Genomic DNA, 18,499 nt, shown 5'->3' on the forward strand with positions numbered 1-18,499 from the left:
GAAGGACTATACCACAGGATTTAACTGCCCGGTGCGAGCGGCGGCGGCTTCCGTCAGCGCCTGGTCAAGCGCCCTGATGACCATGGCCGCCTGCTCCTCGCTCAGGATCAGCGGTGGGCGGATTTTGAGCACGTTGTGCCCTTTTGCGCAGGCGCTTAGCAGTATCCCCTGCTGGCGCATCCGGTTCACCACCTGGCTGGTCAGCCAGCGATCCGGGGTACGCGTGAGGCGATCGGATACCAGCTCCACGCCGACAAAAAGACCGGCGCCACGTACGTCGCCAATTGCCGGATGCCGCGCCTGAAGTTCGATAATACCATCCAGCAGAACCTTACCCACCTTGCGGGCATGGTCTATCAGCCCTTCACGTTCGATGGTCTGCAATACGGCTAAGGCCGCAGCGCAGGAGACGGTATTGCCTGCAAAGGTATTGAAGTAACGGGAGCGTTGGCCGAACTCTTCCAGCACGTCGGCTGTGGCCAACAGACCGGCAATCGGCTGGCCGTTGCCCATCGGTTTGCCCAAGGTAACGATGTCAGGAATGACGCCGTGGCGCTGGAAGCCCCACATATGTTCACCCGTTCGTCCAAATCCAGGCTGTACCTCATCGGCAATAAACAGACCGCCAGCGCGTTTAATTGCCTCGACGGCACCTTTCAGAAAGCCTGCCGGACCCGGAAGAATACCGTCACTGGTGAAGAGCGAATCGACAATCAGCATAGCGGGCTTAATACCGTGGCGCTGCAAATCAGCGATGGCGGCTTCAACATCCTGCGTGAAGCGTTCATTCAGATCGACGCCTTCAGCATGATAATGGCAGGGGGCGGGGATCAGCCGTACGTGAGGGCCAAGATCAACCGAGGTCCCGAGCGACGGTGAGAACTGAGAAACCGCGTCGGTAATACCATGGTAGGCCGTTTCGGTGACGATAATCCCGCTTCCGTCGGTGCGCATCTTAGCGATGCGGTACGCGAGGTCGTTCGCCTCGCTGCCCGTGCAGGTCAGCATCAGGTGAGCCAGTGAGGTTTCAGGAACCGTCGCCAGCAGACGCTCGGCCAGTTCAAGGATCGTGTCGTGCAGATAGCGGGTATTGGTCGCCAGGGTCTGAACCTGCCTGCAAATCGCCTCGCTGACCGCTGGGTGGCAATGGCCCAGTGAGGTCACGTTGTTGTAAACGTCCAGGAAGCGGCGGCCGTCGGCATCAATCAACCATGCGCCTTCGCCGCGCACAATATGCAGAGGATGTTCATACATCAGACGGTAGGCCGGGCCCAGTAGCGCATCGCGGCGCTGTATCATTGCGGTGGTCGATGCGCCGACGTCAGCACGGCCGGGGATATAGGCATTCACCATATTCAGGTCAGTGGTGCTTTTCATTTATTTCTCCCATTTCGGATTTCAGACAGCAGCCGATCGCGCGCGTTATTGCGGGAAATCTCTGCCATTTGTGCCAGGGCTTCCCAGGCGGCGGGATTGTGGCGCAGGATATAGTCGCGATTATGGGGGTAGCGCGCAGCGCGCCACTCCGAAATCAGGGCGGTAATAAGATGGCGGGTTGCCATCAGGTCGGTCACGATCTCCTGCTCAGGCTCGGTAAGTGCCAGCGTGCGATGATAGGCTCCCACGAATTCGGCAGGCCCTTCGAACGGATCGGCACAGCCCGCCATATGGAAAGCCGCCGCGGTAGCCACTTCGCCAACCAGCGGCGCGTATAACAGATCGCCGAAATCAATAATCCCGCTGATGCGATCCGGCTCTTCCGGGGCGACGAGGACGTTATAGAGGTGGAAATCGTTATGTATCACCTGGGATCTGAGCGCGAGAAGAGAGGGCAGAACATGCTGCTTAAAACGTCTCATGAACTCTTCGGCAAGCCTGCGGCGATCGGGATGGATGACGCTTTCCAACTGCTCGTTGAGGCGATGAGCTGCCGAGACGTTCCACAGCAGATCGTGGCTGGCAGCAGAATGCGAGAATCCGTGCAAAGCCAGATTGAGCTGGGCCAGGCAGGTTGCCATGGAGCGACGCTGCCCGGGGGTGCGTTCCGTTTCCTTTATCTGTACCCCATCCAGATAGCTTAGCATCCGTACGAGGGTGATCGATCCGTCACGCCACGTTACGTTTTCACAGGAATGACCGGCCAGCGTCGGCACGACGCGCGGGATGGGCAGATCCGGTGAGGCGCCTGCAATATGGTTTAAGGCAGCAATCTGGAAATCTACAACTGATGCAGATTCAGATGGATTGCTGATCTTAAAGACATAGCGGTTCCCGTTTCCCTGTTCGATGCAGCAGTTCTGATCGCGTTCGGCGGTTAGCAACCGGGCCGTGCCCTCGATACCATACCGAGCAGCCACCACCGACTGTATCTCTGAAAGAGAGACGGCGGGCGCTGCAGTATTGAGTGCGGCAGCCCCGGATGAATGTTCTTTCAACATCATTTTCCTCTCTTCGTCATGCGGTTTCCCGGTAAGGATCACAGGCCCAGCAGGCCAGCAAGCTGACGGAAATCGGTTATCCGGCTGACGTCGTAACCGTCAACGCTGGGTTCATGTCCGCGATCGATAAATGCCTTCGCCATAAAGCCAAGATCGCAGGCCGTCATCAGGTCATAGCGGAAGCTGGAAGAGCAGTGCATCATCTCTTCCGGCCCACAGCCCAGCCGATCGAACATGTATTCGAAGATTTGCGCGCGCGGTTTGTAGGCACGCGCCTCTTCTGCGGTATAGACGGCGTGGAAGGGGGCTTTAAGGTGGGCGATGCTGTGTGGAATAAGGTCGACCATCGAATTCGACAGGATCACCAGAGGGATATGCCGGGCAATCCGCTCCAGCGTTTCGACTACGTGAGGATGAGGCTGCCAGGTTTTCACCGCGTTATACAGCGCCAGCGCGTCGGAGGAACGGTATTCAACGTTATGCGCCCGGCATGCCCGCTGGATGGCATTTTCGACCACCTGCAAAAACGGCTTCCAGTCACCTAACACTTCATCCAGACGATAAAAGCGGAAGCTGTCGAGAAAGGCGGGCATCTGCTGCTCCGCAACGCGCCCGGCAAAAAGTCCCTTTGCGGTCGGCCCCATTTCAAAATTAATAAGCGTGCCGTAACAATCAAAACTGATAAATTTTGGCTTAAAAATCATTGTATTAACCCTGTTGTGTGTTCGATTAAAAAAGTATATCGCTCCGTCCGAACACAAAAATTCATAAAATCGCAGAAATCGGGCAAGAAATTCTCCATTCTCAGCCACTCTCAGCATTTTTGATTTTCGTCATTATTACATTGTTGCATCGGGAGTATTGAACCGGCAGCTGTGGCGGTTGTGATGGCGCAATTCAGCCAGACGTTCGGGTAACGTTGTTGGATTAAGTAGAAACAGAGGGCAATAAGAAAGGTGGCGATGAATGAATATGAAAATAGTGGGGAGGTCAGTAATTTGGCTTTTCAATTTTCATTTATCGATGTGGAATTATAGCCATCTAAAACAGGGTGTGTTTTTGTCTGCCTTATCACAATAAATATTAGCCATCTTATTCCGGTTCGTTATTGGAATGTTACCGTGGCTTAAGACTTTTTACCGGTGGCAGCAAATTCGAGCATTGCCAGATTATTGATGTTAAATTAATCCGGTAGCAACCCGGCTATGAATCCTCCCTATATTTGATGGAACAAAACTGGTGAAAAAGGACAAACATCTCAGAACAGGCGGCGATCCGCGTGCACTCCCGGATTATATTGCGCTGCGTGAAGAATTAATGAAGCTGTCTCATCCCGCCCGGCCCGATGTGGACTGGAAATATGCGGAATCCCTTTGCCTGAAACTGTTCGAAAGCAACGGTGTTGAATTACAGACTGCCGCCTGGTATTTGTTGGCACGAACGCATCTTGCCGGGCTGGTGGGCATTAATGAAGGTCTGGCGCTGATAAATGCGTTAAGTACCTATCAGTGGTCCGTGATGTGGCCCGGCAGCACACATAACCGGATGGAAATAATTACCGCGATGAATCAGCGATTGCAGAAAGCCTTTCGAACGCTGCCGCTGGTGGATCGCGACGATCTGGCTTTGCTCTACCAGACCGAAAAAAGCCTGAACGCACTGATGGAGGTGCTGGCGCGGCATGAGCTGAAGCAGGCCAGCCGACTGGATGCCTTACAGCAGCTGGTTGGGCAGGCGATTACCCGTCTTGAGAATGCACCGCATGCTGAAATCCCCGACTCGCCGGTGATACTTCCTCCGCAGGCCGTTCTCTCCGAATCATTAGAGAGCCTTGCCGCATCCGGTCCGCGTATTTACGTCGTGCATCCAGCTCCTTCTGAGGCCGCTGGCTCGGCAGGTGAGCGTTCAGGAACGTATCCGGGCGCTTTGAATAGCACATCACCTGGCGATTCCGGGCCGCTCCCCGTCGCCTTGCGCCCTGACGGTAAGCTGTTCCGAGGCCGTTCGCGGCGCGCATTTCTCGCCGGGATGGCCAGCGCGCTGCTGATAGGTGGGCTGCTGCTGTGGGGCTGGCACAGTTTTACCCGGCCTTCTGCGGCACATCAGCAGTTCTCAGCCTCGTTGACACCATTGCCCGAGCGGCTGACGGAGCAACAGCTGAGTGAACTTCGGCAGTCCGTGCCGCAGGCGGATCGCCATACGGATAAGATGCAGAAGCAGCTTAAGTGGTTAATGTCGCTGCCTCCGGGCTGGCCTGAGCAATATAGTCAGCAATTAATGACTCAGGGCTTGGCGCTGTGGCCGGGCAATCCTGCGGTGTTACAGATGCAGCAGACGTGGCAGCAGCAGATGGAAAACAATGCGGTACCGCTGGCGGCGCTGAGTAACTGGCATCAGGCAATGCTCAAGCTGCAGCAGTTGGCCGAGCGCCTGAACGGTCTGGATGAAAAGCGCGGTAAATATATGACCGTCAGCCAACTGAAATCAGACGTTTTTGCTATTACTCAGGATTTTAACCGCGCACCGCCCGTTGAGGAACTGCTGCGCCAGTTTGAGGCGGATTCGCCGGATTTACAGCACAGGCAGGTTGAAATGGCCCTCGATCGGCTGCAAAAAAGATATGTTTTGCTTAGCGGAAAAGCGTCCCAGGTGCGGCAGATTAAGCCGACAGCAAAGGGGGAGTAACTGTTATCCATTGTGGCGAATACGATTATCCCAATTTCATCCTCTGATGAATTGGGATAAATCTCACGAGGTTTTCGATGTTTTACCTTAATTGTTAACAATGCGTTTTTTACGTTAATTAAAAATCTGCGCAGGTGTTTCTAACCTTCTCGCTCAATAGCGTATTTATGGATGTATTATTATTTATGCAGAAGTATTTTTGCCTGACTTGTAAACGGCGGAAGGGAGGCATATCATTCACGCCCCACAAAAACCGAACTACACGATGTCCTTATTCAAATGAACGATTTTTAAATCTTGTGGAAGGGATGCGTTTCTATTTGTGAGTCAAGTTAAATATAATATTTCGGTAAATTAACCATCCTGAAGCAGGCGTTAATTGGTTCTTTAGGATGATTTTGTGATGGGGAAACAACTGTGTTATCCGGTTAATATTGACTGCAAACCGAAGGATTCGGAAATTCTTAAAATCAGGGTTGAGTGTTAATGAGTCGAAAATTATTCAGGCAGGAAGCCGTAGACCACCAGAAAAGTTACTGGAACGGTCGGGTCATTTTACTGAGGGGCGTTTCATCCGTTGTTATTACCGCGTGCTGTATGACATTTCTGGCGCTTGCGATTGCCATACTGTGTTTCTTCAGCTTTACCCAGCGTATTGACGTTGACGGAGAGGTCATTACCTTACCCCATCCTTTAAATATCTCTTCACCGCAGCAGGGGTACATCCTGCGACAGTTTGTTCAGGTAGGAGATACCGTCACCAGGGGGACCGTGCTGTTCGAGCTGGATGTATCCAGGACAACCAGCGTCGGTAACGTTAGCGATGCCAGTATTTCCATGGTGCAGGAAAAGATCACCAATGCGGAAGAGATCATCGGGAAGCTGAAAGAAAATAAGGAAGATTTTCTTAAAACCACCCAGCAGCAGATTACGCGTTACGAAAATTCACTCAAAGAGACGGATGACATGCTGGTGGCGGCAAAGCGCGGCCTGGCGGATATGGAGCGCACGCTGGAGGGCTACAGCGGCTATCTTAAGCAGGGATTAATCACCAAAGATCAGTACAACGGTCAGCACTCGCTGTATGTCCAGCAGCAGAATACCTACCAGTCTTTGTCCTCGCAAAAGATGCAGCTGGAACTGCAAATCACTCAGTTACGCAGTGACCTGACGGTGAAATCGTCCGATATCGATAACCAAATCTCCAGCCAGTACAACCAGCTGAATGACTATCGTACCCAACTGGTGGAAAACAGCGCCAACGGTACGATTATGATCAAATCCACCATTGATGGTCGTCTGGAGTCGATTGCCGCCACGCCAGGACAGATGGTTGAAGCCGGCAGCAGCCTGGCACAGATTAAACAGACCCACGGTGTGAAGTATTATCTGATGCTGTGGCTGCCGGATACCAGCCTGCCGTATGTCAAACCCGGGGATGTGGTCAATATCCGCTACGACGCGTTCCCTTCCGATAAGTTCGGTCAGTTTTCCGGAAAAATCATCTCGATCTCATCCATGCCCGCCACCCGCCGGGAATTAAGCGATCTCAATAATCCCGCAGCGAACTCCGATACTCCGGTCACGCTGTATAAAACCATCGTGGATATTAAAGACAAAGAGTTTATCTATAAGGAAAGAAAATTAGTGCTCGCCAACGGCCTGAAGGCGAGGAGCGTGGTGTTTATGGAAGAGCGCCCGCTCTACATGTGGTTGTTCTCGCCAGTATATAAAATTGTGCAAAGCCTAAAGGGACCGGGTGATGAATAAAAACGTACTTGATCAGATTTATAAACGCATTAATTTTTCAATCCGCAGTAAGGTTCCGGTGGTTATTCAGTCCGAGGCCACGGAATGCGGTAATTCCTGCCTGGCAATGATTTGCGGCTACTACGGCAAAGATATCGATCTGTTTAACTTCCGCAATCGCTACGGATCTTCCTCGCAGGGAGCCACCCTGAACGTGCTGGATAAGGTTGCCCGCGAGGTGGGAATGAAAAGCCGCGCGCTGTCCCTTGAGCTGGAGGAGATAAAAGAGCTCAGGCTGCCCTGCGTGCTGCACTGGTCGCTGAATCACTTTGTGGTGCTGGTGGCGGTAAAAGGTAATCGCTATGTGATTAACGATCCGGCGATGGGCAGACGAGTGGTGCAGAAGAAGGAGATGTCTGAAAACTTTTCCGGTATCGCTTTAGAAGTCTGGCCCGACAGCCATTTTAAGAAAGAGACGCTGCGATCGCGGATCAGTCTGGCGGATCTGATGCACAGCATCGTCGGCCTGAAGCCGGCGTTAACCAAAATCTTTATGCTGTCGATCGTCATTGAAATGGTTAACCTGCTGCTGCCGATGGGCACCCAGATGGTCACCGACCATGTGATCCCGCCCCGCGATCACAACCTGCTGCTGGTGATCTGTATCGGGCTGATCTTCTTCACCATCTTCAAAACCTTTGTCAGTATGATCCGCGCGTGGGTGTCGCTAAAGCTGGATACCTATACCGATATTCAGTGGAAGACCAGCTTCTTCGATCACCTGCTTAGCCTGCAGCTCTCGTTCTTTGAAAAGCGGAAACTGGGGGATATTCAGTCGCGCTTCAGCTCGCTTGATACTATCCGCTCCACCTTCACCAGCAGCATTGTGACCGGCATTATGGATACTATCATGGCGGTCGGACTGCTGGTGATGCTGACCCTGTACGGCGGCTGGCTGGTGCTGGTGGTGCTGGGTTTTACCCTCTGCTACATCCTGATCCGCCTGTCGACCTACAAATTCTATCGCGCAATCAACGAGGAGCTGATCGTTAAGCGTGCGCGCTCAGGATCGCATTTTATGGAGTCGCTGTACGGCATTGCGACGATCAAATCCCTCAACCTGAAGCACCGGCGTTCTCAGCACTGGCTGAATACCAACATTGATGCCAGTAACGCCACCTTACGGCAGACGAAATTCGACATGATGTTCGGTGGGGTGAATAGCTTTATCAACTCTCTCGATCAGGTGGTGATTCTGTGGCTGGGGGCGATGATGATGATTGAGAACAACATGACCCTTGGGATGTTTATGGCCTTCAACGCCTACCGCGGGCAGTTTGCCGATCGGGCCTCGTCGTTGATTAACCTGACTATCCAGCTGAGGATGCTGTCATTACATAACGAACGTATTTCCGAAATTGCCTACAGCGAGCCGGAAAAAGAGCTGCCGGTGCGCAAAGTATTTGAAGAAAACGTCGGCGTGTCGCTGGAGATTAAGAACGTCAGCTATCAGTACGATGCGCTGTCGAAGCCGATTTTCTCCAATGTGAATATCACCATCGCTCCGGGCGAATCCGTGGCGCTGATCGGCACTTCCGGAATAGGGAAAACCACCTTGTTAAAAGTGATGTCTGGCCTGCTGCAGCCGGACAGCGGCGAAATATTTATCGGCGGTTTTGACGTGAATAAAATCGGCATCAATAACTTCCGCGCCAGTACCGCCTGCGTACTGCAGGAAGACCGCCTGTTTTCCGGTTCGATAGCCGATAACATCGCCGGTTTCGATGATGAACAGGATATGGAACTGGTGCTGGAGTGCGCGATGAAGTGCAATATTCACCATGAAATCATGATGATGCCTATGGGATACGAAACGATGATCGGCGAGCTGGGGGGCGGGATCTCCGGCGGGCAGAAACAGCGCCTGCTGATTGCACGCGCGCTGTATCAGAAACCCAATGTGCTGTTTATGGATGAAGCGACCAGCCACCTTGATGTTAACAACGAAAAGATGATTAATGCGTCAATCGTCGCGCTGAATATCACGCGTATTATCGTGGCGCACCGTCCTTCGACCATTGAAAGCGCAGACAGGATTATCGATCTTTCCCAGCCAATGACCGGCTGAGTGAATGAACCAGCGGCGATTTCGTTGCCGCTGGAGTAACGACTGCTGCTCCCGGCGAATCATGCCGGGAGCAGACTGAACACGCTTCAGAACTTACCAGTTATCCAGAATGCGCTGGCGCACTTCCTGCGGATAGCCCTGTTCGAATGAAGCGTGCAGATGGCGGGTGGTTTGCCGCGTATCGAACACCACCTTGGCACCTTTACCCGCCACGTACTCCTCTTCTTCGTAGCACTGCGGCAGGCGGATGACGCGCTGATCTTCAAACACCGCGCGGCGACCCACCGGATGCACGCGGGTGGACAGCACCCATACCACCTCACGCAGGTTGGTCGGATCGAAGTCGTCATCCACCACGTAGACCTTCGGAATAAACATCATTGCGCTGGTTTTAAACAGCACTTCACCAATGCGCTGTGACAGCTCTTCGCTGGACATACCCGGCAGCAGCTCGCGCCAGTTTTCCGGCATGACAATCAGCAGCCAGTGCACCGTTGAATCTTCCGGAATCCAGGCCGCTTTGACCGGCAGTTCCGCTTCCCTCAGATAGGTCAGCGCATCGGCCGCCAGCCCCATCGCCCACAGCGTGTGGGATTCATCGGTTGGACGGCCGGTGATCGACATTGGCCAGATCGGATCGTCGCGGTAGGTAATGGTTTCCACATGGAAGGTGGGCTGGGCGGAAGAGCCGGAGCCAAGGTAGCCGCCGTACTCGCCGTACGGGCCTTCCTGACAGTCGCGGGTAATTGATACGTGCCCTTCAATCACAATCTCAGCGGTGGCCGGTACATCCAGATCGATGCTGACCGCTTTCACCACTTCGACGGGCGCACCGGCCAGCGTGCCAATGTAATCCGCTTCGTCGGCGTGTGCCGGGATCGGAATACCGGAAACGCAGGAGATCGCCGGGGCAGGGCCCTGTACCAGTGCGTATGGCATCGGCTCACCGATCTTCACCCACTCCGCCCAGATCTGGCCAATATGCTGGCTGGGAACGATCAGACCGACCATTCTTTTCCCGTCAACCTTCATCACGCGAGCGATGGACCAGTTCACCCATTTCCCGTCCGGGGTTTTCACAATCAGCGTGCCCCAGGTATTGGCGTAGCGACCGCCATCCTTGTCGTGGGCAAACGGAATAGGGAAGCGGTCGAGGGTGGCTTGTTCGCCGCGCAGGATGTTCTGCTGGCACGGCGCGGCGGAGGACTCTACACGCACCGGCGGAATGCCAGGCTTGTGGCGGGCGGCCGACAGCGCTTCAACGATCTCTAGGCCGGTGGATTCCGGCGCAAGGCCCAGCGACATCGCCACGCGGGCATACGGCATATCGCTGCGTGAAGAGAGCGATGCCGGTGCGCCAAACAGGCGGAAACCGGATTCTACCCCAGTGATATGATGAAACAGCGGAGCGGGGGACTGGATTTCGTAGCTGCGGCGGGTGATGGCACTTGGCTCAAAATCGCAGTCGACCTCGCGGGTCACATGCATAATGTCGCCCATGGCATCCAGCGCATCGATAAAACTTCTTAAATCATCGTAATACTTCATCCGGCTCTCCTGATTCGTAGCGGAAGATGGCGGGCGTTAGCCCCAGCGTTTTGTGAGATCGTTATCAAGACCGAACTGATCGAGAATGCGCGAGACAAAATGATTGATAATGTCATCAATGCTGGCCGGATTGTTATAGAAGGCGGGCATAGGCGGCAGCATCATCGCGCCGGCGCGCGACAGCGCCAGCATATTTTCCAGATGGATCACATTCAGTGGTGATTCGCGTGGCACCAGTACCAGTTTTCGCTGCTCTTTCAGCGTAACATCAGCCGCGCGGGCGATAAGGCCATCGCCGTAGCCGCCGCGTATGGCGGCGAGGGTTTTCATACTGCAGGGCACCACCACCATGCCGTCGACGCGGAAGGAGCCGCTGGAAATCGCTGCGGCCTGGTCGTGTTCGCTGTAAGTCCTGGAGGCGAGGGCGATAACGTCCTGTACACTGTAGGGTGTTTCCATTTGAATCGTGGCGCGGGCCCACTTGGAGATCACCAGGTGAGTTTCCACGTCCAGGTCTTTCAGTGCGGTAAGCAGGCGAACGCCAATTGCCGCGCCTGTAGCACCGGTCATGCCGACAACAAGCTTCATGTGGTTCTCTTTTGCTAAACTTTTGGGTTATAGTTTGAGTATAAACAGTTTGAGCTCGAACTATAAGATTATCGTTTTAAGGAGTCAAGACGGTCCATGTCACAAAATCCTGACTTAATTGTTGCCGCTCCTCTGTGGCCGCACGGCGACACCTCGCTGATGCACCTTGTGCGCCGCGCCGGGCAGCACTCCACAACCTGCTGGGCTCAGTGCGTTGATACCGGTTTGTCCGCCGTGCAGTACGCCATTCTGGTGGTGCTGGCGGAAGAAACCTGTTGCGATCAGCAAACGCTGGGAAACCGCGCCGGGTTTGACAAAGCAACGGGCACGTATGTTATCGACCGGATGACCAAAAGCGGGTTAGTCAGCGTCGTCGTCGATCCGGATAACCGCCGCCGTAAGCTGGTGTCGATGACGGCTGACGGTGAAATCATGCTGGCACGGATGGTGGAACAGGCAAAAAGCGCAGAAAAAACCATCGCTTCCGGCCTGAACGAACAGGACATTCGCGATCTGAAGCGCCTGCTGAGCAAGCTGGGCGGATTACAGGAGCCCTGAGAATCATGCAGCAACAGATAGCGACTGAACAAAACGGTGAATCCAAGCCCGATCTGACCATCGGCTTTCTGCTGATGAAACAGTTCACTCTCGCGTCAGTGGCGGGGCTGGTAGAGTCGCTGCGCTTTGCAGCCGATGAATCTTTCTCCAGCCGCCAGATTTTCTGCCGCTGGGAATGGATGACCTGCGATGATCAGCCGGTCACCGCCAGCTGTGGACTGCCCGTATCACCGACGGCGGCGCTCGATTTTTCCCGCAACTGGGATTACTTCGTGGTGGCCGGTGGGCTGCTGGAGGAGACGCGCCAGCCGCCGCAGTGGCTGCTGCATGCGCTCAGAGAGATCCATGCGCGCAATATCCCGATCATCACTCTGTGCAGCGGGGCTTTTGTGGCGGGTAATGCCGGTCTGCTGGACGGGCGACAGTGTGCGATTCACTTCACCACCCGCGATGAGTTTCGCCTGCGCTTTCCGAAAGCGATCCCGGTGATCGATAAAACCTACATCAAAGACGGCGGCATTATCTCCTGCCCGGGGGGAACGGCTATCGATCTGGCAGCCGATCTGATCCGCCAGCACTGTGGGCTGGTACGATCGCAGAAGGTGCTGAAGTACCTGCTGGTGGATGATACGGCGATACCTGCCAGCCGGGCGAAGCAGAAAGAGAATCAGAACCCGCCGGACGTCTATGAAAACGATGTGGTTAATAAGGTGATCGAGCTGATGAAGCACCACCTCGATTCGCCGGTTCCTTTAGCCGAAGTGGCTGCTTTTGCCGGAGTCACGTTCCGTCAGCTGAACCTGATTTTTACCAAATGCACCAGCTATTCGGCAGCGGTGTACTGGCGAAGGATGAGGCTGGAACAGGCGCGCAAGCTGATGGCCGACTCCAGCAACAGCATCAACGCCATCGCCGCTGCTACCGGCTTTGCCGATGCCTCACATCTGATCGCCTGGTTCCGCAAGCAGTATGGCGAAACGCCCAGCTCTTACCGAAAACGCCGCAGGGAAGTGGAAAAGCTGATTAAACCGTGAAAGCAGGGGCTGCGATGCAGCCCCGAGGTGAGTTTACCAGGCACTATTCTTGGACAGATTCGCTCTGGCCGAGGCCGCTTCAGGCCGCTCATCGCTCAGCGAGGCGGCATCTTCCAGGCTGCGTGAGGCGGTTTCCGGTGCCAGGAACCAGGACACAATCAGCCCCACGGCAGTGATTCCGGCAGCGATGTACATCGTTGCGCCAATGCCGATCGTCTGTAGCGAAACCGGGATCAGCCAGGTGCCGATCGCCGCCCCAATCCGCGACATCGATGTACCAATCCCCACCGCACCGGCACGGATCTCCGTCGGGAAGATCTCATTTGGATAGACCAGCTGCAGCACCTGCGCACCGCCGATAAACAGCGCGTAGGTGCCGAACAGCAGCAGGATCACCGGTGACGGCCCGTCGCGCAGCATGCCAAGCAGCGCCAGCGCCAGGCCGGACCACAGGAAACTTTGCAGCAGCAGTTTACGGCGTCCCAGCGTGTTCACCAGCCGGGTAGCGATAATACAGCCGATAACGAACAGCAGCGTAATCGCCACCGAACCGTAAGAGGCCCAGCCGCCGCTGAGGTGCAGGGCATCCAGCACCTTCGGCGCAAAGGCGTAGACGGCAAACACCGGGATGACCGAGCAGGTCCAGAAAATGGTAATAAACGCCATGCGCTTGCCGTAGCCGGAGTGCAGCAGGCTCCTGAACGACAGGTGCTTATTTTCCGACTGTGTGGGCAGGTTTTTCAGGCTGAAGTCGTTGCCATAAACCTGGCGAATAACGACTTCGGCTTCGGCATGGCGTCCTTTACTGATGAGCCAGCGCGGCGATTCCGGCGTGCCTAAGCGGATCAGGAACAGCAGCAGGCCAATCACTGCGGTGCTGGCCAGCGTTATGCGCCAGGCTTCTGCCCCGCCAAAGTAGAGAATCGCTTCGCCGGTCATATAGGCGGTGGCGGCACCGGCAAACCACAGGATGGTCAGTGTTGCCAGGCACGGCCCACGGTATTTTTTTGGCAGAAATTCGACCAGAAACGCGGTGGCTACCGGGTACTCAATCCCCACCGCCACGCCGCTGAGCAGGCGCAGAATAAACAGCATTTCACCGCTTTGTACCCAGAACTGGGCCAGCGAGCAGAGGATAAACAGCGTAGGGCCAACGAAATAGATCAGACGCCTGCCGAGGCGATCGGTCAGTACGCCGCCCAAAAAGCCGCCAAAGAAGATACCGATCAGCGCCGATGCGGCAATCAGCCCTTCCCAGAAGGCGTTGAGCCCCAGCGCCGGGGAGACTTTGGTCATGGCGATGCCGATGATGCTCAGCACGTAGCCATCGACAAAGGAGCCGCCGCCGGAGCGAACGGTCAGTAATCGGTGGAAGCGGCTCAGCGGCACGTCTTCAACAGAAATATGAGCAGACATGGTAACTCCTGTTTTTTCTCCGATACCGTTGAATAAAAAGCACAACATAATGACTGTAATAAACATGAAAGCGAGGGATGCTTATTACGGTCACGGGGTTTATTACTTTTAATCACAGCATTAACGGGATTATTTTAAACCAGATAAATCCACCAGAATGTTATCCGGAGCAGGTTGTTTTCATTAATTGATTAAGCAGGTGAACGGTTATTATCAGTTTTTTTATATTCTATAAACTCTCCTTCGGTTAAAGAGGATGGAACAGGAATTGTTTTTGTTTAAAATTCAGTGAGTACGATCTGTAGAGGTTGGGAGGAGAGTACTCCTCCCGGGGTAAAAGCTAAGAGGCCTTACAGGAGAGCTTTTTTTCAGCCACCGTACGGGTTGCCCACCAGCAGGCGAGAGAACCGAGACTGACCATTGCGGTGCCCTGCCAGAAGGAAACGGACAGCTGCGAATTGAGCATAAACGCCGCCAGAACCGCAGAGATAATCGGAATAAAGTAGGATGCCGCCGCCAGAATGGTGACGTTCCCGTGCAGAATACCCACGTTCCAGGCTGCGTAACCGAAGCCCATCGCCATGGCCGCCAGCGCCAGATTAATCCAGACTTTCGCCGATAAAACAAACTCGGGCTGCGGCGACAGCAGGAATTTTACCCACAGGGTTAGCGCAGTTAAAATAAAGAACAGCGTAATGCCGTTGCTGCCCTGAGCAATTCTTTTCGTTACCACACAATAGATTGCCCAGATAATTTCACCGCTAAATGCCAGTCCGTAGCTGAGCGGGTTATCCATTATATTACTGGCCATTTCGCTCAGAGAGAATCCGCTGTCGCCACCTAACACGCGGCAAATTCCCATGACTGAAATAATAACCCCAGGAATAATTAACAGACTGGTTTTCTGTCGGTTAACAATAACCGATAAAACAATGGTCATGCTGGGCCACAGATAATTCACCATACCGACTTCAATCGCCTGGCGGCCGGAGTGGGTGAACCCCAGCGACAGCGACAGGCACAGCTCGTAGCAAACAAACAGCACGCTGCCGATAATCAGATAGCTGCGTGGAAACTTGCGGATGTTGGGGAAGCCGATGGTGAACAGCAGCAGCACGGCGCTGCAGGTGTAAATCAGCGCCGCGCCGCCAATCGCACCAAATCCTTCACTGACGCTCTTAATCAATCCCACAATCGCGCTCCAAAGCAGGATGGCAATCAATCCTGTGAGCGTCGCTTTGTTCTGGGGCATAGCCTTCTACCTCTGTTTACGGTGTTCGCCAGCGAACCGGACGGATATCTGTTAAAACCTGGTTAAATGCAGCATCAAAATTATGCTTCCTGGCCGGGGCTGTAAATATGCCAGATAGCGTAATAATCTCATAATGTGATCGTTATCTGAAATCATGTAGAAAATTTTTCCCATTTGAAAATAGTTTTAATTTACTGATTTTTAACACTTTAAAAAGATAATTTTGTATGAACGTACCATTCATACGAATTTTTTTTGTATTTTACAGGTATACAAAAAAATCCCCTTCATTGACCTGTCAAACCGGGCTGTGCAAATTGTTAACAAACGTCGCCATTTTCTGCCGCAAAGCGGGTGATTTTGGTCCTGATTTTCGCTCTGGAGGTTAACGTGTTGACATTTGATGGTATCTTCACCCCGGCTATCACCCCTTACGCCGCCGATGGCAGTATTGATTTTGCTCGCTTTGCCGACGTGCTGGAATCGCTGATTGAAGCCCGCGTACACGGCATTATCATCGGCGGTTCTACCGGTGAATACTACGCGCAAACCACCGAAGAGCGCCTGGCGCTGGTGGAACATGCCCGCAAGGTGATTGGCAACCGCCTGCCGCTGGTGGTGGGGACGGGAGCTATCCGCACGGAAGATGCCGTTGCTTTTGCGCAGCACGCCCGCGAACACAAGGCCGACGCCATTCTGGTGACCTCGCCGCCTTACGCGCTGCCAACCGAACTGGAAAATGCCCACCACGCGCTGACCGTGGATAAAGCCGCTCAGCTGCCGATCATGCTTTACAACTACCCGGGCCGTATGGGTATCAGCATGGGGGAAACCTATTTCACCGAAGTCAGCAAATCGAAAAACGTGGTGGCGATTAAAGAAAGCTCCGGCGATCTGAACAACCTGCATCTTCTGGCCATCAAATACCCGAACATTGCGCTGTCCTGCGGCTGGGACGACCTGGCGCTGGAGTTCTTCGCCTGGGGCGCACGCAGCTGGGTTTGCGCTGGCTCTAACTTTATTCCACGCGAGCACGTTGCGCTGTACGAAGCCTGTGTCATTGAGAAGGACTTCACCAAAGGCCGTAAGATCATGGCGGCGATGATGCCGCTGATGAACTTCCTCGACGGCGGTAAGTTCGTGCAGTCCATCAAGTACGGTTGCGATCTGGCCGGTCTGACCGCAGGCCCGGTGCGCGCACCGCTGCTGGCGCTGGATGAAGAAGAGAAAGCGCAGCTGCAGGCTGTGATTGAAGGCGTGAAACGCAACGTCGCTGCGGTTACCGGGTAAGGGGATAGCATGAGCCAGATTCAGACATTAAATGATGTGGCCGCTGTGGTTGAGGGGCTGAAATTTGCCGATAAGGCATTTATCAACGGTCGCTTTGTGGCGGCAGCCTCCGGCAAAACCCTGCCAACCACCAACCCGGCCACCGGCGATAAGCTGGCCGATCTCGCCGCGTGCGATATTACCGACGTGAACAGCGCCGTTGACGCCGCGCGCGCCGCATTTGACGCCGGTAGCTGGAGCCAGCTGCCGCCGGGCGAGCGTAAAGCGGTGCTGCTGAAACTGGCGGCACTGATGGAACAGGAAGTCACCGAACTGGCGGTACTGGAAAGCCTCGACAGCGGTAAGCCGGTCAGCGAATGCCTGGCGGTGGATGTGCCGGAAACCATTCACATTATTAAGTGGTACGCGGAAGCGATCGATAAGCTCTACGATCACACCGCCCCGGTGGGTAACGGTGCGATGGCGCTGGTGGTGCGTGAACCGATTGGCGTAGTGGGCTGCGTGCTGCCGTGGAACTTCCCGCTGCTGATGCTGGCGTGGAAAATCGGCCCGGCGCTGGCCGCAGGCTGCTCGGTGGTGGTGAAACCGGCCGAACAGACCTCGCTGACCTCGCTGCGCGTGGCGGAACTGGCCTTTGAGGCGGGCGTTCCGGCAGGCGTGCTGAATATCGTTACCGGCACCGGCAAGGACGTGGGCGAGCCGATTGGCCTGCATGCGGATATCGATATGGTCAGCTTTACCGGTTCCACCGCGACCGGCCGCCGTTTCCTGCACTATTCGGCGGACTCTAACCTGAAAAAAGTGGTGCTGGAGTGCGGCGGTAAAAACCCGGCGGTGGTGTTTGATGATGCGGAAGATCTGGCGACCGTTGCCGGGCACGTGCTGAACGGCGCGTTCTGGAATATGGGTGAAAACTGCTCGGCCACTTCGCGCCTGCTGGTGCAGGAAGGGGTGAAGGATCGTCTTCTGGCGCTGATCGCTGAACAGATCGGCAGCTGGCCGATGGGCAACCCGCTCGATCCCGAAAACCGCCTGGGCACGATGATCTCCGCCGATCACTTCAGCAAGGTCAGCGGTTATCTGGAAACGGCACGCCAGGAAGGGCTGCGCATCGTGCAGGGCGGCGACACCGAGAACGGTATCTACGTCCAGCCGACGGTGATCGACGGCGTGACGCCGCAGAGCGCGCTGTTTCGCGAAGAGATCTTCGGGCCGGTACTGTGCATCACCACCTTTAAAACCGAAGCCGAAGCGATTGCGCTGGCCAACGACACCCCTTACGGGCTTGCGGCATCGGTCTATACCGGCAAGCTGAACCGCGCTATTCGTGTCTCCCGCGCCGTGCGTGCCGGTACGGTCACTGTGAACTGCTTTGGTGAAGGCGACGCCACCACGCCGTTTGGCGGCTACAAGCAGTCCGGCTTCGGCGGGCGTGATAAATCCGCCTTCGCGCTGGATCAGTACACCGAGCTGAAAACCATCTGGATTGATGTACCGGGTGCCGACAGCTAAGTCTTAGCTTTGACCCTCCGCTGCCCGCTATTCCCGGCGGGCAGCGCTTACTCTGCTAACATTCCCAGTCCTGAGAGGGCAGGGTATGCCTCTTTTCCCACCAGAATCGCTCTACTCTAGTGATAAAAATGCCTCGCGATGAATTTCGTTACCTGTTGATTATACGTAAGTCTTGGCTGATTGATGAAAGTGTTATGTCGATCCAGGTATCGCATGAAATATTTGAATTATTTTTGCTGTATACGCACTTTTTCTGTAGGTTAATCGGCATGGGATAGCGCGTTTCTCGCGCAAACATTGA

At 54.7% G+C, this 18,499-nt stretch carries 14 protein-coding genes; 7 read left to right on the forward strand and 7 right to left on the reverse strand.

The window, feature by feature from the left end; genetic code table 11:
- Nucleotides 1-6: 6 nt before the first annotated feature.
- Genes OMR58_RS12130 through OMR58_RS12140 form a run of 3 tightly spaced genes read right to left on the reverse strand, consistent with a single transcriptional unit; the run spans nucleotide 7 to nucleotide 3,142 of the window.
- Nucleotides 7-1,377: an aspartate aminotransferase family protein gene (locus tag OMR58_RS12130; RefSeq protein ID WP_264546066.1), complete on the reverse strand. Its 1,371-nt coding sequence runs from the start codon at nucleotides 1,375-1,377 to the stop codon at nucleotides 7-9.
- Nucleotides 1,374-2,441 (reverse strand): phosphotransferase, encoded by a 1,068-nt coding sequence (locus OMR58_RS12135; protein WP_264546067.1) that lies wholly within the window; start codon nucleotides 2,439-2,441, stop codon nucleotides 1,374-1,376. Before OMR58_RS12135 ends, OMR58_RS12130 begins: the two co-directional genes overlap by 4 nt.
- Nucleotides 2,442-2,476: 35 nt before the next feature.
- A complete protein-coding gene (locus OMR58_RS12140; RefSeq protein WP_200545654.1) occupies nucleotides 2,477-3,142 on the reverse strand; it encodes a haloacid dehalogenase type II in 666 nt (221 codons plus the stop codon).
- Nucleotides 3,143-3,677: 535 nt separating this feature from the next.
- On the opposite strand from OMR58_RS12140, the gene OMR58_RS12145 reads away from it, so the two are divergent.
- The 3 genes from OMR58_RS12145 to OMR58_RS12155 all read left to right on the forward strand — a co-directional run bounded on the left by OMR58_RS12145 (nucleotide 3,678) and on the right by OMR58_RS12155 (nucleotide 9,000).
- Nucleotides 3,678-5,123, forward strand: coding sequence for a VasL domain-containing protein (locus OMR58_RS12145; protein ID WP_264546068.1), 1,446 nt, complete (start codon nucleotides 3,678-3,680; stop codon nucleotides 5,121-5,123).
- 486 nt (nucleotides 5,124-5,609) lie between these two features.
- Entirely contained in the window at nucleotides 5,610-6,893 is a 1,284-nt protein-coding gene (locus tag OMR58_RS12150) for an HlyD family secretion protein (protein ID WP_264546069.1), read from the forward strand.
- The gene (locus tag OMR58_RS12155) at nucleotides 6,886-9,000 is read left to right on the forward strand and encodes a peptidase domain-containing ABC transporter (protein ID WP_264546070.1); all 2,115 of its coding nucleotides are present in this window, start codon (nucleotides 6,886-6,888) and stop codon (nucleotides 8,998-9,000) included. The genes OMR58_RS12150 and OMR58_RS12155 overlap by 8 nt, the downstream gene beginning before the upstream one ends.
- Nucleotides 9,001-9,093: 93 nt before the next feature.
- On the opposite strand, the gene OMR58_RS12160 is transcribed toward OMR58_RS12155, so the two are convergent.
- Together OMR58_RS12160 and OMR58_RS12165 are read right to left on the reverse strand one after the other, a co-directional pair.
- A complete protein-coding gene (locus OMR58_RS12160) occupies nucleotides 9,094-10,548 on the reverse strand; it encodes a UbiD family decarboxylase (protein ID WP_264546071.1) in 1,455 nt (484 codons plus the stop codon).
- Between the two features lie 36 nt (nucleotides 10,549-10,584).
- Nucleotides 10,585-11,136: a non-oxidative hydroxyarylic acid decarboxylases subunit B gene (locus OMR58_RS12165; RefSeq protein ID WP_105593158.1), complete on the reverse strand. Its 552-nt coding sequence runs from the start codon at nucleotides 11,134-11,136 to the stop codon at nucleotides 10,585-10,587.
- Between the two features lie 96 nt (nucleotides 11,137-11,232).
- On the opposite strand from OMR58_RS12165, the gene OMR58_RS12170 reads away from it, so the two are divergent.
- Both OMR58_RS12170 and OMR58_RS12175 read left to right on the forward strand, forming a co-directional pair.
- Nucleotides 11,233-11,694, forward strand: coding sequence for a MarR family winged helix-turn-helix transcriptional regulator (locus tag OMR58_RS12170; RefSeq protein ID WP_200561533.1), 462 nt, complete (start codon nucleotides 11,233-11,235; stop codon nucleotides 11,692-11,694).
- A 5-nt stretch (nucleotides 11,695-11,699) separates the two neighbouring features.
- Complete coding sequence (locus OMR58_RS12175; RefSeq protein ID WP_264546072.1) at nucleotides 11,700-12,728, forward strand: GlxA family transcriptional regulator; 1,029 nt, start codon at nucleotides 11,700-11,702, stop codon at nucleotides 12,726-12,728.
- Between the two features lie 33 nt (nucleotides 12,729-12,761).
- Here the strand turns inward: OMR58_RS12175 and OMR58_RS12180 are convergent, their stop codons facing one another.
- Nucleotides 12,762-14,144, reverse strand: a complete 1,383-nt coding sequence (locus OMR58_RS12180) for an MFS transporter (RefSeq protein ID WP_264546073.1) — start codon at nucleotides 14,142-14,144, stop codon at nucleotides 12,762-12,764.
- Nucleotides 14,145-14,484: 340 nt separating this feature from the next.
- Nucleotides 14,485-15,396, reverse strand: a complete 912-nt coding sequence (gene yddG / locus OMR58_RS12185; protein WP_264546074.1) for an aromatic amino acid DMT transporter YddG — start codon at nucleotides 15,394-15,396, stop codon at nucleotides 14,485-14,487.
- A gap of 390 nt (nucleotides 15,397-15,786) precedes the next feature.
- On the opposite strand from yddG, the gene OMR58_RS12190 reads away from it, so the two are divergent.
- Together OMR58_RS12190 and OMR58_RS12195 are read left to right on the forward strand one after the other, a co-directional pair.
- On the forward strand, nucleotides 15,787-16,686 hold the full coding sequence (locus OMR58_RS12190) for a dihydrodipicolinate synthase family protein (RefSeq protein WP_264546075.1): 900 nt from the start codon (nucleotides 15,787-15,789) through the stop codon (nucleotides 16,684-16,686).
- 9 nt (nucleotides 16,687-16,695) lie between these two features.
- Nucleotides 16,696-18,198 carry an aldehyde dehydrogenase gene (locus tag OMR58_RS12195; protein WP_105593163.1) on the forward strand — a complete coding sequence of 501 codons (1,503 nt, stop codon included), beginning with the start codon at nucleotides 16,696-16,698 and terminating at the stop codon, nucleotides 18,196-18,198.
- Nucleotides 18,199-18,499 lie beyond the last annotated feature (301 nt).

This window comes from Erwinia sp. INIA01 (genome assembly GCF_025947915.1).
Classification (GTDB): Bacteria; Pseudomonadota; Gammaproteobacteria; order Enterobacterales; family Enterobacteriaceae; genus Erwinia; species Erwinia coffeiphila.

What these genes read in the sequence shown, in the direction of transcription:
- OMR58_RS12195 (WP_105593163.1), top strand. Translation starts at nt 16,696, where the DNA reads ATGAGCCAGATTCAGACATTAAATGATGTGGCCGCTGTGGTTGAGGGG.
- OMR58_RS12130 (WP_264546066.1), bottom strand. Translation starts at nt 1,377, where the DNA reads ATGAAAAGCACCACTGACCTGAATATGGTGAATGCCTATATCCCCGGC.
- OMR58_RS12170 (WP_200561533.1), top strand. Translation starts at nt 11,233, where the DNA reads ATGTCACAAAATCCTGACTTAATTGTTGCCGCTCCTCTGTGGCCGCAC.
- OMR58_RS12180 (WP_264546073.1), bottom strand. Translation starts at nt 14,144, where the DNA reads ATGTCTGCTCATATTTCTGTTGAAGACGTGCCGCTGAGCCGCTTCCAC.
- OMR58_RS12175 (WP_264546072.1), top strand. Translation starts at nt 11,700, where the DNA reads ATGCAGCAACAGATAGCGACTGAACAAAACGGTGAATCCAAGCCCGAT.
- OMR58_RS12165 (WP_105593158.1), bottom strand. Translation starts at nt 11,136, where the DNA reads ATGAAGCTTGTTGTCGGCATGACCGGTGCTACAGGCGCGGCAATTGGC.
- yddG (WP_264546074.1), bottom strand. Translation starts at nt 15,396, where the DNA reads ATGCCCCAGAACAAAGCGACGCTCACAGGATTGATTGCCATCCTGCTT.
- OMR58_RS12135 (WP_264546067.1), bottom strand. Translation starts at nt 2,441, where the DNA reads ATGATGTTGAAAGAACATTCATCCGGGGCTGCCGCACTCAATACTGCA.
- OMR58_RS12140 (WP_200545654.1), bottom strand. Translation starts at nt 3,142, where the DNA reads ATGATTTTTAAGCCAAAATTTATCAGTTTTGATTGTTACGGCACGCTT.
- OMR58_RS12155 (WP_264546070.1), top strand. Translation starts at nt 6,886, where the DNA reads ATGAATAAAAACGTACTTGATCAGATTTATAAACGCATTAATTTTTCA.
- OMR58_RS12150 (WP_264546069.1), top strand. Translation starts at nt 5,610, where the DNA reads ATGAGTCGAAAATTATTCAGGCAGGAAGCCGTAGACCACCAGAAAAGT.
- OMR58_RS12160 (WP_264546071.1), bottom strand. Translation starts at nt 10,548, where the DNA reads ATGAAGTATTACGATGATTTAAGAAGTTTTATCGATGCGCTGGATGCC.